We start from the raw sequence: 14,807 nt of genomic DNA, 5'->3' as shown, positions 1-14,807 counted from the left end.
CGGTCAGGACGGATCTGCTCCTCGTGCGAGAGCGTCGCGCACGAAGTGTCCGAGGTGCCGGGCCGCAGCGGCCGCCTCGGGGACGAGCGGGTGGAATGCGTGCCACACGTGTACCTGTCCGGGCCAGATCTGCAGTTCGTGGGGCACGCCCGCCGCGGCGAGAGCCTCCTCGAGGGCCTGCGTGTCGCCGGTGATCGCTTCGGTTTCCCCGCCCTGAACGAAAAACGGCGGCCAGTGCGACCCGGGAGTCGCGGCGAGCAGATCGAGGCGAGGATCGGCCGGGTCACCGTCCGGGGCGTAGGCGCGCCGCGCACGGTCTGCGAACTTCACCGACAGGAACGGATCACGCCGGGCCGCTTCACGTTCCCAGCCGGTGCGGAGCCACAGGTCCAGCCACGGAGAGACGAGTGCGACCCCGGCGGGCAGATCTGCGCCTTCCCGGTCGAGTTCGACGACGAGTCCGTAGGCGAGGTGGCCGCCGGCGGAATCTCCGGCGATCACGATGTCGCGGGCAGCGTAGCCACGTATCCGGAGGTGGTCGAACCCGGCGCGGACGTCGTCGGGCGCTGCCGGGAACGGTGCTTCCGGTGCGCGACGGTAATCGGGCAGGAATGCGGGGACTCCTGCGGCACGGGCGATTCGGGCGGCGACGCCGATGTGCGACGCGGACGACCCCATCACGAAGCCTCCCCCGTGCAGGTAGTAGAGAACGTGCGGCGAGTCGCCGGTCCCGGGCGGGACCACCCATCGGCCGGGGATCGGTCCGGTGCGGTCGCGCGCGACGCGTGTGCCCCGCGCGAGGTCGAGGCGACCGGCGACCGACAATCCGAGACGCAGACCGCCGAGCGGCACCGGGCCGAGCGGGACGACGTCCGCGAGGATCCGGGCGCTCACGGCGAGGACCGCCGCGAGGGCCCGGCTACGGCGGCTCCCGCGCCCGGGAGGCACTACGGCGACGGTGGCGTGCCCCTCGTCGCCACGGCCGCTTACCGGTCCGACGGGCACACGGCTCACGCCGGCGCCCCGTCCGTCGTGGCCGAACGTGCCCCGAACCGGCGACGCGCGTCACGCAGGACGAGCGACGCGGGAAGGTGGCGCACCCGGAGCGGAAGTGCCCGGTACAGCGGCGCGGCGACCCGCATGGCGCGGTCGAACCTGCGCTGCTGAGGGTCCGTCCAGAGGAGGCCGTAGGCGTCGCGGATGCGGGCATCGAGAAGACCGACGGTGAGGAAGCGGGCGGGTGACATACCCGCGCGGATGTACCACGGCGCGTGCCCGCCGCGTAGCAGTGCGTGCGCGTAGGCACGGACGGTGTCGTCGACGACGAGATCTGCGACGACGCTGTCCCAGTAGTCCTCGAATCCCGCGAGGTCGGCCGGCCACAACTCGGCCGGAACCTGGAGCGCGGTGCCGTAGACCGCGAACTCCCGGTACATCCGCTCGGCCTCCGACCGGGCGAGAGGCCCGAAGAAGCGTTCGTAGATGTCGCGGCCACCGTGGAACATGACCGCCGCGATCCACAACTGCAACTTCGGGTCGAAGGCGTTGTATCCCTCTGCCCGGACGGGCGCATGAGCACGGTTGACGAACCGGACCACCGCGCGCCGCTCCTCGTCGCTGCCGAACGCCACAAGATAGATGTACGCGCTCGTGTTCCGGAAACGAGCAATCGGGTGCGTGAGGGCCTTGCTGTGCTCGGCTACTCCGCGCCCGACCGGGGCAAGTGCAATCTCCGTGAGGAAGCGTCGAGGGGAACTGAGCAGGAACACTGCCTCACCTACCACGCCCTGCACCGTGGGGTCGGGCCGACGTCGCATCATGGAGTGCAATGTATCCGCAGATCAAGCGGTGTCAAGAGGAACGAGCCCGATGGCGATGCCCGTGCGCCGTGTCGCCGCTTGGTGGGAATGCTCGTTAACTTGCTGAGGGGTGACGCGTGCATCCGGCGGCACCACGCCAGTCGGCGCGTACGGGCACCGCGAGGAGCGAGAACACACTGCTCACAGGCGTGCGCCGGGGTGACCCGCATGCCGGCGCGAAATCGCAGGTATTAAGTTACTCACCGGTAATGACAATGTAGGCTTGTCCGCGAGGCCGGTCGCCGTCTGGCGATCGAGCACTCCTCGCCACGGCACGTGTCGGCGAGTAATCGCTCCATCAGGAGGAATCCGCGTGGCTCCCACCACCTCAACACAACGCAACGTCGTCTTCGTCGACGGAATCCGGACTCCGTTCGGTAAGGCCGGCCCCAAGGGCATGTACGCCGAGACCCGTGCCGACGACCTCGTCGTGAAGGCGATCCGTGAACTGCTGCGCCGCAATCCGCAGCTCGACCCCTCCCGTGTCGACGAGGTCGCAGTCGCGGCCACCACACAGACCGGCGACCAGGGCCTGACCATCGGCCGGACATCCGCGATTCTCGCGGGCCTGCCGGAAACCGTGCCCGGCTTCGCCATCGACCGCATGTGCGCAGGCGCCATGACGGCCGTGACCACCACGGCATCCGGGATCGGCTTCGGTCAGTACGACGTCGTCATCGCCGGTGGTGTCGAGCACATGGGCCGCCACCCGATGGGTGAGGGCGCCGACCCCAACCCGCGTTTCCTCGCCGACAAGCTGGTCGATCCGAGCGCGCTCGTCATGGGCAACACCGCCGAGAACCTGCACGACCGGTTCCCGAGCATCACCAAGGACCGCACCGACGCCTACGCGGTCAACAGCCAGAACAAGTACGACGCCGCCAAGAAGGCCGGCTGGATCGCCGACACGCTGGTTCCCGTCGCGACCCGCTCCGCCACCGGCTGGGGCCTCGCCACCGAGGACGAGCCGCCCCGCCCGGGCACCACGATCGAAGATCTCGCAAAGCTCAAGACGCCGTTCCGCCCCGCCGGCCGTATCACCGCGGGCAACGCAGCGGGTCTCAACGACGGCGCGACCGCCGCGATTCTCGCGGGCGAGGACACCGCGCGTGAGCTCGGTCTGCCCGTCGGCATGCGCATGGTCGGCTTCTCCTTCCAGGGCGTCGATCCCGCGGTCATGGGCATCGGCCCAGTCCCGGCGACCGAGAAGCTGCTCGCCCGCACCGGCCTGAGCATCGAGGACATCGGTCTGTTCGAGATCAACGAGGCGTTCGCCGTGCAGGTGCTCGCGTTCCTCGAGCACTTCGGCATCGACGACGACGACCCGCGCGTCAACCAGTGGGGCGGTGCGATCGCGTGCGGCCACCCGCTCGCCTCGTCGGGCGTCCGCCTGATGACCCAGCTGTCGCACCAGTTCGCGCAGCATCCCGAGGTCCGCTACGGCCTGACGACCATGTGCATCGGTCTCGGCATGGGCGGCACCGTGATCTGGGAGAACCCGAACCACGCCGATTACGAATCCGGAGCCGCATAACCATGACATCGGACACCGCACACGGGGCGACCGACGCGACGGGGATCGCGTCTGCGTTCGCCGACGAGGTCGTCACCCACGCGTACACCAAGCTGCTTTCCGTCCCCGGCATCGAGGGACCGGTAGCCCTGATCACGCTGGACAACGGCTTCGACCACACCAAGCCGAACTCGTTCGGTCCCGCGGGACTGCTCGCCTTCGACAAGGCGCTGGACGAGGCGTTCGCCGCCAACCCGGCCGCGATCGCCGTCACCGGCAAGCCGTTCATCTTCGCAGCGGGCGCCGATCTCAAGGGCGTTCCCGCCGTCACGCGCCGTGAACAGGGCGTGGAGCTCGGAACCCTGGGACACAACGTGTTCCGCCGTCTGCGCGACACGACGATCCCGACCTTCGCCTTCGTCAACGGTCTGGCGCTCGGCGGCGGACTCGAGGTCGGACTGCACACGCACTACCGCACGGTCGCCGACAACGTTCCGGCGCTCGGCCTGCCCGAGACGATGCTCGGCCTGGTCCCCGGTTGGGGTGGCACACAGCTTCTCCCGAACATCGTCGGCCCCGACAACGCCGTCACCCTGATTCTCGAGAATCCGCTGAACAACGGCCGCACCATCAAGGCCAAGCAGGCCGAGGCGCTCGGTTACGCCGACGTCGTGCTGGCATCGGCCGATTTCCTCGAGCAGTCGCTCGCGTGGGCGTCGAAGGTGCTCGCGGGCGAGATCGTGCCGGCGCGTCCGGAGATCGACCGCGGGGCCGGCTGGGATGCCGCCATGGCACGCGCCAAGGCCCTCGTCGCCGGAAAGACCCGCGGCTTCTCCCCCGCCGCCGAGCGTGCGATCGAGCTCCTCGAACTCGCCCGCACCACCGACATCTCCGATCCCGAGTCGCTGAGCAAGGGCTTCGACGCCGAGACCGAGGCGCTCGCCGACCTGCTGATGTCCGACGAACTGCGTGCGGGTCTGTACGCATTCGATCTGGTCAACAAGCGCGCCAAGCGCCCCGCCGGCGCTCCGGACAAGTCCCTCGCCCGCAAGATCAGCGGCGTCGGCATCGTGGGCGCGGGCCTGATGGCCAGCCAGCTCGCGTTGCTGTTCGTCCGTCAGCTCAAGGTGCCGGTGATCCTGACCGACATCGACCAGGATCGCATCGACAAGGGTGTCGGCTACGTCCACACCGAGATCGACAAGCTGCAGGGCAAGGGCCGGTTGTCGCCCGACGCCGCGAACCGCCTCAAGGCGCTCGTCACCGGTTCGCTCGACAAGGCCGCGTTCGCGAAGACCGACTTCGTGATCGAAGCCGTGTTCGAGAACATGGACGTCAAGAAGCAGGTGTTCAGCGAGCTCGAGCAGCACGTCACGCCCGAGACGATCCTCGCCACGAACACCTCGTCGCTGTCGATCACCGAGATGGCGTCGGGCCTGCAGCATCCCGAGCGGGTCGTGGGATTCCACTTCTTCAACCCGGTCGCCGTGCTGCCGCTGCTCGAGGTCATCCGGGGCGAGAAGACCGACGACGCCACGCTGGCAACGGCATTCGCGACGGCCAAGTCGCTGAAGAAGTCCGCCGTGCTGTGTGGCGACAAGCCCGGCTTCGTCTTCAACCGCCTGGTCACCCGCACCCTCGGTGAGGTCATGACCGCTGTGGACGAAGGCACCCCGTTCGAGGTGGCGGACAACGCCGTCGGCGCGCTCGGCATGCCGATGTCGCCGTTCACGTTGCTCGCGCTGGTCGGGCCCGCCGTCGCCCTGCACACCGGGGAGACCCTGCAGGCCGCGTACCCCGACCGCTTCGTGTCGTCGCCCGGTCTCGAGGCGCTGGTGGAAGCCCGTAAGCCCGGCGTGTGGTCGTACGCCGACGGGCAGCAGGTCGTCGATCCCGAGGTCGCCGCACTGTGGCCGCAGGGTGACTCCCCGTCCACCGCGGAGGAGGTGCTCGAGCGCACCCGCCGGGCATTCGCAGAGGAGATCGCGATCATGCTCGACGAAGGTGTCGTCGCAGCACCCGAGGACATCGACCTGTGCCTGATCCTCGGCGGCGGCTTCGCGTTCTGGAACGGCGGCATCACGCCGTACCTGGATCGCACCGGAACGTCGGAGGCCGTCAACGGCAAGCGTTTCCTGGCCCCGGGCGTCGCCGACGTCGCGTAGCACCGGTTGCGCTCGGCGCACCTGAAAAGAAGGCGTGTCGCCCCCTGGGGCGGCACGCCTTTCTTCGTGTGAAGATCGTCCCCCGCAACCTGTCGCGGCGTAGTGTCCCCGATGAGCAATTGCCGTAGCTTTCCGACCGAGCAGCGCCCCCGGGTGGTGCACGACGTCAGCAGGAGCTTTCATGACGCAACCGTCGTCCGCACACGCTGCCAAGGTCATCGCGGTTACCGTCGCCGCTGCAGTGGGCGGATTCCTGTTCGGGTTCGACAGCTCCGTCATCAACGGCGCTGTGGACTCGATCGAGCAGAATTTCGCGCTCAGTTCGTTCGTCACCGGGTTCGCGGTCGCGATCGCGCTGCTCGGCTGCGCGGTAGGTGCCTGGTTCGCGGGCAGGCTCGCCGATCGCTGGGGCCGCAAGCGAGTCATGGTGCTCGGCTCGATCCTGTTCCTGGTCTCGTCGACCGGTTCCGGCCTCGCGTTCAGCGTCCCCGACCTCATGCTCTGGCGGGTTCTGGGCGGACTGGGCATCGGCATCGCGTCGGTCATCGCGCCGACCTACATCTCCGAGATCGCACCGGCCCGGTACCGCGGCGGTCTCGCCTCGCTGCAGCAACTCGCCATCACCCTCGGCATCTTCGCGGCCCTGCTGTCCGACGCGGTGTTGCAGAACGCCGCAGGCGGTGCGTCGAACGACCTGTGGTGGGGACTCGAGGCCTGGCGGTGGATGTTCCTCGTCGGAGTCGTCCCCGCTGCGGTCTACGGCATACTCGCGGTGCTGATCCCCGAGTCGCCGCGATACCTGGTGGGGCAGGATCTCGACGAGGAAGCCGCCGAGGTCCTCGCCAACGTGACCGGTGAACTGGAACCGGAAGAACGGGTACGCGAGATCCGGCTGACACTGCGGCGCGATACGAAGGCGTCGTTCGGAGATATCCGGGGCCCGGTCTTCGGGTTGCAATCGATCGTCTGGGTCGGCATCACGATGGCGATCTTCCAGCAGTTCGTCGGCATCAACGCGATCTTCTACTACTCGACGACACTGTGGCAGTCGGTGGGGTTCACCGAGAACGAGTCGTTCACGACCTCGGTGATCACCGCCCTGATCAACGTGGTGATGACCTTCGTGGCGATCCTGTTCGTGGACAAGATCGGCCGGCGACCGCTGCTGATGACCGGTTCCCTCGGGATGTTCGTCAGCCTGTTGCTGGCCGCGATCGCGTTCTCCCAAGCCGAGGGCGGAGGCGACGACGTGTCGCTGCCGGCACCGTGGGGTGCCGTGGCACTCGTCGGCGCGAACGCGTTCGTCATCTTCTTCGCCGCCACCTGGGGACCCATCATGTGGGTCATGCTGGGCGAGATGTTCCCGAACCGAATGCGGGCTGTCGCGCTCGGTATCAGTACGGCCGCGAACTGGATCGCGAATTTCACCGTGACCCTGGCCTTCCCGCCGTTGACATCAGCTGTGGGCCTGTGGTTCCTCTACGGATTGTTCGCGTTCTTCGCGTTGCTGTCGTTCTTCTTCGTCAAGTCGAAGATTCGGGAGACCAAGGGAATGGAACTCGAGGACATGCAGACCTGATCCCCGGGGGGATCAGCCGACCTCCCGCTCGAGTTCCGCTTCCGTGCCCTTCTTCGGGGCAACACCGTTGCCGTTTCCGGCCGACGCAGTGCCGTGTGCGGCCGCCTTGGGAGACGCGACGGTGTGCGGGGTGGCAGCCCATCCCGTCACACGGCGCACGACGTCCTCGACGGTGAGCCCGAGTTCCTGATGGATCTCGGAGCGCGACGCGTGATCGAGGAACCGCTGCGGCACCCCGAGGGCGCGCAGGGGTACGTCGATGTCGCGGTCGCGGAGCGCAGCGGCCACCGCCGACCCCACACCGCCGTGTGTACCGCTGTCCTCGATCGTCACGACGAGCCGGAATGCGCGCGCCAGTTCGGTGATCGATTCGGGGACGGGGAGCACCCACCGCGGATCGACGACCGCGACGCTGATCCCCTGCTCCGCGAGAACCTCGGCGGCGTCGAGTGCGAGTCGCACGAATGCACCCACCGCGACGACGAGCACGTCGCCGGAGCGTTCCTCGGGCATCCGCAGCACGTCGACGATTCCGTCGATGCGTTCGACGGCCGGGATGTCTTTCCCGACCGAGCCTTTCGGAAAGCGCAGCACGGTGGGGCCGTCGGAGACGTCGAGTGCTTCGGCAAGCTCTTCTCTCAAGGTCGCCGCGTCGCGCGGCGCAGCCACGCGAATGCCGGGGACGATGCCCAGGAGGGAGAAGTCCCACATGCCGTTGTGGCTCGCGCCGTCCGATCCGGTCACGCCCGCTCGGTCGAGCACCATCGTGACGGGCTGCTTCAGCAACGCGACATCCATCAGCAACTGGTCGAAGGCGCGGTTGAGGAACGTCGAATACACCGCGACGACGGGATGCAGGCCACCGAGCGCGAGGCCGGCGGCGGACGTCACGGCGTGTTGCTCGGCGATACCGACGTCGAAGGTGCGGTCGGGGAACCGCTCGGCGAATTTCGAGAGTCCGGTCGGGCCGGGCATCGCCGCGGTGATGGCGACGACCTCGTTGCGTCCTTCCGCCTGGGCGATCAGTTCCTCGGAGAACACCGACGTCCAGTCGGGTGAGGACGACGACGATGTGGCCACACCGGTGCGCGGGTCCATGATTCCGGTCGCGTGCATCAGATCGGCCAGATGATTCTCGGCCGGTGCGTACCCGGCGCCCTTACGGGTCACGGCATGGACGATCACGGGGCCGCCGTAGGCCTTGGCGCGACGCAGAGCCGCCTCCATGGCCGGCTCGTCGTGGCCGTCGACCGGTCCGAGGTACTTGATCCCGAGATCGGTGAACAGCACCTGCGGGCTGACCGCGTCTTTGACGCCGGCCTTCATGCCGTGGAGCACCGAGTACGCCGTGGGACCGACCACCGGAAGCCGCTTGACGATCCGGCGGCTGTTGTCGAGGGCACGTTCGTATCCGGGCTTGAGGCGCAGCACCGCGAGATGGTCGGCGAGTCCGCCGATCGTCGGTGCGTAGGAACGGCCGTTGTCGTTGACGACGATCACCAGTGATCGGTCGGCGCCGGCGGCGATGTTGTTCAGCGCTTCCCAGCACATTCCGCCGGTGAGCGCTCCGTCGCCGACGACCGCGACGACCGTGCGGTCGGGTTCCTCGGTCAGCGCGAAAGCTTTGGCGAGGCCGTCGGCGTACGACAGCGCCGCCGACGCATGCGACGACTCGATCCAGTCGTGCTCGCTCTCGGACCGGGACGGGTAGCCGGACAACCCCCCGCGCTGGCGCAGGGTGTCGAACCGATCTCTGCGTCCGGTGAGGATCTTGTGGACGTAGGCCTGGTGGCCCGTGTCGAAGAGGATCGGGTCGCGCGGCGAGTCGAAGACCCGATGCAACGCGATGGTCAGTTCCACGACGCCGAGATTGGGCCCGAGGTGTCCCCCGGTCGCAGCCACCTTCTCGACCAGAAAATTGCGGATTTCCCCGGCGAGCTGCGTGATCTCGGTGGGGGTCAACCGACGAAGATCGTCGGGGGACTGTATGCGGGACAAGACACCCACCTGGAGAAGCTCCCTCCGGCTCGGGATTCGCGCGTGGCCGCGCGAGCAAGTGATCACCAGTCTACGGAGCGATTGCAACAAGGGGGTGAGCGCACTCCGCAGAGACGGGGCCCGATGTCGTGATGCACACGACATCGGGCCCCGTCCGCAACGTGCGTCACACGTCGGTCGTGTCCTTGGTGCGCTCGTCACCGGTCGGCTCCTCGACGAGGTCGATGGTGGTGCGCAGTTCCCGGTTGGGGATGACAGCGACTGCGAGCAACGTGATCACTGCGAAGCCTGCGGCCACGAGGAAGAGCGTGCCGGTAGCGTCACCGTAGGCGTGCTGCACGATCTCGACGACGGGCGCGGGCAGCACACTCAGGTCGAGGCTGCCTCCGCCGCCGGCCCCGGCATCGATGCCGAGCTTCGCGAATCCTTCGGCCGAGATCGTGGCGACTCGCGACGCCAGGATCGAGCCCAGGACGGAGACGCCGATCGCGCCACCGAAGGTGCGGAAGAACGCGACGGAGCTACTGGCCGCCCCGATGTTGCGCACGCTGACGGTGTTCTGGACGGCGAGCACGAGGTTCTGCATCAGCATGCCGGTGCCGAGACCCACGATCGCAATGTATCCGCTGATGGCGAGCAGCGACGTGGTGTGGTCGATGGTCCCGAGCAGCGCGAAGCCGACGAGTTGCAGGACCGCACCCCCGATGAGGAAGCCCTTCCACTTACCGAAACGCGTGATGAGCTGACCGGACAGCATCGAGGAGACCAGGGTTCCCGCCACCATCGGAATGGTGAGCAGACCCGCCTCGGTGGGGCTGTATCCGCGAGCGGTCTGGAAGTACTGGCCGAGGAACGTGGTGGCACCGAACAGGCCGACACCGACGGCGATGGACGCGATGATCGCGAGCGCCGTGGTGCGCTCGGAGACGATCTTCGGCGGGATGATCGGGTCGGCAACCTTCGTCTCGACGATGATCGTCGCGATGAGCAGCGCCAATCCCACGCCGACGTAGAGCGCCGATTCGGCGGAGATCCACTCGTAGTAGCCGGCCTTCCCGGCGAAGGACACCCAGACGAGCAGGACGCTCACCGCAGCGGTGATGAGGGTCGCGCCGAGCCAGTCGATGTTGACGTTCTGCTTGCGCACGGTCTCGATGTGCAGGGTGCGCTGGAGCAGGACGAGGGCCACGACGGCGATCGGTACACAGACGTAGAAGCACCAGCGCCAGCCGAGGGTGTCGACGATGACGCCGCCGAGGACGGGACCGCCCGACATCGCGACGGCCATGACCGCGCCCATGTATCCGGAGTAGCGACCGCGCTCGCGGGGCGGGATGATGCTGCCGATGATCGCCACCACGAGGGCGGTCAGACCACCCATGCCGATGCCCTGCACCACACGAGCAGCCAGCAGGATCGGCACGTTGTGCGCGACGCCGGCGAGCACCGACCCGACCACGAAGACCAGGATCGACAGCTGTACCAGGAGCTTCTTGTTGAACAGGTCGGCGAACTTGCCCCAGATCGGGGTGGATGCCGCGTTCGCGAGCAGGGCAGTGGTGATCACCCAGGCGTACTGGGTCTGGGTCCCGTTCAGGTCGGCGATGATCGTGGGCAGCGCCGTCGACACGATCGTGCTGCTCAGCAGCGCGGTGAAGAGCGCGGCGAGCAGACCGGAAAGAACGACGAGGATCTCGCGGTGCGTCATCGGCGCATCGGCCTCTGCCTCAGGACCTGGCGGAAAAGCGCCGTGCCTGGAGTCGGTGGTGGTCATGAAGAAGTCCTTTGGGCGGTGGCGGTAGCTATCGGAAGCAATGAAGCGTTGAGCCGGCGGAGAACTGCGATCGCGTCGTCGACCTGCTGCTGATCCCAGTCGGCGAGTTCGGCGGACAATCGCTCGGTGCGCAGTTCGCGAACCGACTCGAGAACGTCCAGTCCCTTCCGCGTACATCGGAGGGTGTGTGCTCGCCGGTCACCGGGGTCCGGGCGTCTTTCGACGAGCCCCCGTTCGACGAGTTCACCGATCTGCCGGCTCAGCGAGGACTGACTGACGCACATCTCCGCGGCGAGTTCGCTGGGTCGGCACTCCCCCGTTCTCGCGAGGAGGATCAGCACCCCGACGAGCGTGTTGGGAAGCACTGCGGTCTCGTTGTGCGCGAGCGCCGAGCGCATCGTTCTACCCAGCAGAAAGATGGCGTCCACGAGTTCGTGCGCCGTCTCGGTCCGAACCGGCACGAAAACCTCCGAAGACAAGTATTTGGTTACGACATGCAACTATAACATATAGTTGCTTGCTGTAACCAAATACTTCACGAAACGGACGAACCTCCCAGCGGCGTCACCGGCCGCTCAGGAGACCCCGCTCACCGGGTGAACAGCGCGAGGCACTCCACGTGATGAGTCGACGGGAACGCCGCGAACGCGCGGACTTCGGCGAGCTCGAAACCCTGTGCGCGGTACAGGCCCACGTCACGGCCGAATGCCGCGGGGTCGCATCCGAGGTGGATGACCCGGCGGGGCCCCGCCTCCGCGATGGCACTCACGACCTCCTTGCCCGCACCGGCGCGCGGCGGGTCGAGCACGACGACCTCCGGAGCCGGAAGCTCGCCGACGAGGCGCTCCACGCGTCCGTGCCGGAACGAGATCTGGTCCAGGTCCGCCAGCGCAGCCGTACCGTCCTCCACAGCGGTCCGCGACGACTCCACGGAGATCACACTCCCCCGGCTTCCCACCTGTCCGGCGAGCGAGGCGGCGAAGACACCGACTCCGCCGTACAGGTCCCAGACGGTGCTTCCCTCCGATGCCTGCGCCCACTCCGCGACGACCCCCGAGTACGTGGTCGGCGCCCCTCGATGGGCCTGCCAGAAACCGGTTGCCGCGACGGTCCACTCGCGATCGCCGACCCGTTCGACGGGTCGTCCCGACCCCTCGACGACCTTCTCCGCGCGAGGCGCACTCGTCGCAGCCCGGCGCGCGGCGGCGCCGCGGCGGCCGGGGCTGCTCTTATGACCGGTACCCGAAATCACGGGAGGTGCGATCTCGACGATGTGCCGGTCGCCGTTCGCATCCAGCACCACCTGCAGTTCGGCGCCGGGACGCCACACCTGGTCCGGCAAACCCCGGTAGGCGGCGGCGTCTATCTGTGGGCACGCAAGCTCGGGAACGACGTCGTTGCTGTGGTACCGCCGGTACCCGGGGCTGCCCGCGGCGTCGACCGCGAGCCTGACACGGGTCCGCCACAAGGTGCCGTTCGGCGACCCGCCCGGGATTTCTTCGACGGTGATGTCGCGCTCGACACCGCCGAGTCTCCGCAGCTGTTCGCTCACCACCGCGGCGGCAAAGCGCCGCTGCGCGGGCACGGAAGCGTGTGACATGTCGCAGCAGCCCGCACCGCCCGGCCCGGACACCGGGCACAGCGGATCGACCCGATCCTCGGAGGCTTTCAGGATCTCCACCGCGTCGGCGAAACAGAACGAGCCGCCGCGGTCCTCGGTGATCGACGCGAACACCCGCTCCCCCGGAAGGCCGTGGCGGACGAAGATCACCCGGCCTTCGAACCGGGCGACGCAGAAACCGCCGTGCGCGGGGTTGCCCAAGATCACCTCTACCCGGCGTCCGGACCAATCCGTGCGCGTGCCCTGTCGTTCCTGCCGACTCACTGCTGTTCCTCCTTGTCGAGACCCCGGCGCACCGCTCCGGGCGCCGAATCGATCCGTTCTCGTCCCACCGCTGCCGACGAGCGCAGCTGCCAGGGCACGCTCGTGACCATCACCCCGGGTTGGAAGAGGAGACGGCTCTTGAGACGTAGCGCACTCTGGTTGTGCAGGATCTGCTCCCACCAGTGACCCACCACGTACTCCGGGATGAACACCGTCACGACGTCACGCGGCGAGTCACGCCGGACACGCCGGACGTAGTCGAGCACGGGCCTGGTGATCTCACGATACGGCGACTCGACGACCTTCAGCGGAATGGTGAGGTCGCTGCGCTCCCATTCCCGGACCAGCTTGCGGGTGTCCTCCTCGTCGACGTTCACGGTAATCGCTTCGAGAGTGTCGGGCCGGGTCGCCCGCGCGTACGCCAGGGCGCGCAATGTCGGCAGGTGGAGCGTCGACACAAGCACGATCGAGTGGGTGCGACTGGGCAGAACCCCGTCCCACTCCGCACCTTCGAGTTCGGCCGAGATGGTGTCGTAATGACGACGTATCGCCTTCATCACACCGAAGATCGCCACCATCGTCGCGACCGCGATCCACGCACCCGCGGTGAACTTCGTGACGAGCACGATCAGCAGCACGGCCGTGGTCGCCACGAACCCGATCACGTTGACCGACCGTGAACGCTGCATCCGGCCACGGCTCGCCGGGTCCGTCTCGGTGGCAAGGAATCGGGTCCAGTGCCGGACCATTCCGGCCTGTCCGAGACTGAAGGCGACGAACACGCCGACGATGTAGAGCTGGATGAGCTTGGTCACTTCGGCGTCGAAGACCCACACGAACACGATGGCCAGACCCGACAGGAACACAATGCCGTTGCTGAACGCGAGGCGATCGCCGCGGGTGTGCAGCTGCCGCGGGAGGTACCGGTTCTGGGCGAGCACCGAGGCGAGCACGGGGAACCCGTTGTAGGCGGTGTTCGCGGCGAGCACGAGGATCACCGCCGTCACCACCGCCATCAGGAAGAACGCCACCGGAACGTCGCTGAAGATCGTCTGGGCCAGCTGCGCGACGAGCGTTTTCTGCTCGTACCCCTCGGGGGCACCCCGGAGCTGGGTCGCCGGATTCTCCGCCACCACCACGCCCAGACGCTGGGCGAGGAACACCACCCCGAGGAAGAGCGTCACGGCGATCGCTCCGAGCATGAGCAGTGTGGTCGCCGCGTTCCGTGCCCTGGGCTTGCGGAAGGCCGGAACCCCGGTGCTGATCGCCTCGACACCCGTGAGCGCCGCACAGCCCGACGAGAAGGCCCGTGCGAGAAGGAAGATGAAGGCGATCGCGGTGAGGTCGGTCTGCTCGGCGACGAGCTCGAACTCCGCCGATTCCGCTCGCAGGTCCTCCCCCAGGACGAAGATCTGGAACAGCCCCCACCCGAGCATCGCGAGCATGCAGGCCACGAACGCGTACGTCGGGAAGGCAATGGCCTTGCCCGCCTCCCGGAGCCCACGCAGGTTCACCGCGGCGAGTATCGCGATGGCGGCGATGGCGAAGAGCACCTTGTGCTGCGCGACGAAGGGCACCGCCGAACCGATGTTCGCCGCTGCCGACGACAACGAGACCGCGACGGTGAGCACGTAGTCGACCATGAGGGCGCTGCCGACCGTCAGACCGGCGGTGGCCCCGAGATTCTTCGTCGCGATCTCGTAATCGCCGCCGCCCGACGGGTAGGCGCGCACATTCTGCCGGTAACTCGCCACGACGATCACGAGGACGGCGGCGACTGCGAGGCCGATCCACGGCGAGAACGCGTATGCGGACAAGCCGGCGATGGACAGGACGAGGAAGATCTCCTCCGGCGCGTATGCCACCGAGGACAATGCGTCGGAGGCGAATACGGGCAGGGCTATCCGCTTGGGCAGCAGATCGTGCCCGAGAGTATCGCTGCGGAACGGGCGACCCAGCAGGAGCCGTTTCGTGGCGGTGGAAAGCTTGGACACCTGCAAAGCCTAAGCCGTCCGCCTGGTGGAACACTGCATC

General features: G+C 67.7%; 9 protein-coding genes and 1 pseudogene. 3 read left to right on the top strand and 7 right to left on the bottom strand.

Going from position 1 to position 14,807, the window contains the following annotated elements:
• Positions 1-3: 3 nt before the first annotated feature.
• On the bottom strand, positions 4-1,014 hold the full coding sequence (locus tag TVH25_RS06485; protein ID WP_422423621.1) for an alpha/beta hydrolase: 1,011 nt from the start codon (positions 1,012-1,014) through the stop codon (positions 4-6).
• Entirely contained in the window at positions 1,011-1,820 is an 810-nt protein-coding gene (locus TVH25_RS06480; protein ID WP_422423620.1) for an oxygenase MpaB family protein, read from the bottom strand. Before TVH25_RS06480 ends, TVH25_RS06485 begins: the two co-directional genes overlap by 4 nt.
• A 352-nt stretch (positions 1,821-2,172) precedes the next feature.
• On the opposite strand from TVH25_RS06480, the gene TVH25_RS06475 reads away from it, so the two are divergent.
• From TVH25_RS06475 to TVH25_RS06465, 3 genes are all read left to right on the top strand, one after another.
• Positions 2,173-3,393, top strand: a complete 1,221-nt coding sequence (locus tag TVH25_RS06475) for a thiolase family protein (RefSeq protein ID WP_169620693.1) — start codon at positions 2,173-2,175, stop codon at positions 3,391-3,393.
• A 2-nt stretch (positions 3,394-3,395) separates the two neighbouring features.
• Positions 3,396-5,537, top strand: a complete 2,142-nt coding sequence (locus tag TVH25_RS06470; RefSeq protein WP_296551147.1) for a 3-hydroxyacyl-CoA dehydrogenase NAD-binding domain-containing protein — start codon at positions 3,396-3,398, stop codon at positions 5,535-5,537.
• 181 nt (positions 5,538-5,718) lie between these two features.
• Positions 5,719-7,116: a sugar porter family MFS transporter gene (locus TVH25_RS06465; RefSeq protein WP_169620691.1), complete on the top strand. Its 1,398-nt coding sequence runs from the start codon at positions 5,719-5,721 to the stop codon at positions 7,114-7,116.
• A 132-nt stretch (positions 7,117-7,248) separates the two neighbouring features.
• Here the strand turns inward: TVH25_RS06465 and dxs are convergent.
• From dxs to TVH25_RS06440, 5 genes and pseudogenes are all read right to left on the bottom strand, one after another.
• Positions 7,249-9,123: pseudogene (gene dxs, locus TVH25_RS06460) on the bottom strand (1-deoxy-D-xylulose-5-phosphate synthase); the annotation flags it as partial.
• 157 nt (positions 9,124-9,280) lie between these two features.
• A complete protein-coding gene (locus tag TVH25_RS06455; RefSeq protein WP_206038721.1) occupies positions 9,281-10,888 on the bottom strand; it encodes an MDR family MFS transporter in 1,608 nt (535 codons plus the stop codon).
• Positions 10,885-11,349: a MarR family winged helix-turn-helix transcriptional regulator gene (locus TVH25_RS06450; RefSeq protein WP_422423619.1), complete on the bottom strand. Its 465-nt coding sequence runs from the start codon at positions 11,347-11,349 to the stop codon at positions 10,885-10,887. Before TVH25_RS06450 ends, TVH25_RS06455 begins: the two co-directional genes overlap by 4 nt.
• A gap of 128 nt (positions 11,350-11,477) precedes the next feature.
• The gene (locus TVH25_RS06445) at positions 11,478-12,773 is read right to left on the bottom strand and encodes a class I SAM-dependent RNA methyltransferase (protein ID WP_422423618.1); all 1,296 of its coding nucleotides are present in this window, start codon (positions 12,771-12,773) and stop codon (positions 11,478-11,480) included.
• On the bottom strand, positions 12,770-14,767 hold the full coding sequence (locus tag TVH25_RS06440; protein WP_169652369.1) for an APC family permease: 1,998 nt from the start codon (positions 14,765-14,767) through the stop codon (positions 12,770-12,772). The genes TVH25_RS06445 and TVH25_RS06440 overlap by 4 nt, the downstream gene beginning before the upstream one ends.
• Positions 14,768-14,807 lie beyond the last annotated feature (40 nt).

It is taken from the genome of Rhodococcus sp. 7Tela_A2, assembly GCF_049311045.1.
Taxonomy (GTDB): domain Bacteria; phylum Actinomycetota; class Actinomycetes; order Mycobacteriales; family Mycobacteriaceae; genus Rhodococcus.
Note: the sequence above shows the minus strand (reverse complement) of the source record. Positions and strands in the feature narration are given on the sequence as shown.

What these genes read in the sequence shown, in the direction of transcription:
- TVH25_RS06455 (WP_206038721.1), bottom strand. Translation starts at nt 10,888, where the DNA reads ATGACCACCACCGACTCCAGGCACGGCGCTTTTCCGCCAGGTCCTGAG.
- TVH25_RS06480 (WP_422423620.1), bottom strand. Translation starts at nt 1,820, where the DNA reads ATGATGCGACGTCGGCCCGACCCCACGGTGCAGGGCGTGGTAGGTGAG.
- TVH25_RS06465 (WP_169620691.1), top strand. Translation starts at nt 5,719, where the DNA reads ATGACGCAACCGTCGTCCGCACACGCTGCCAAGGTCATCGCGGTTACC.
- TVH25_RS06470 (WP_296551147.1), top strand. Translation starts at nt 3,396, where the DNA reads ATGACATCGGACACCGCACACGGGGCGACCGACGCGACGGGGATCGCG.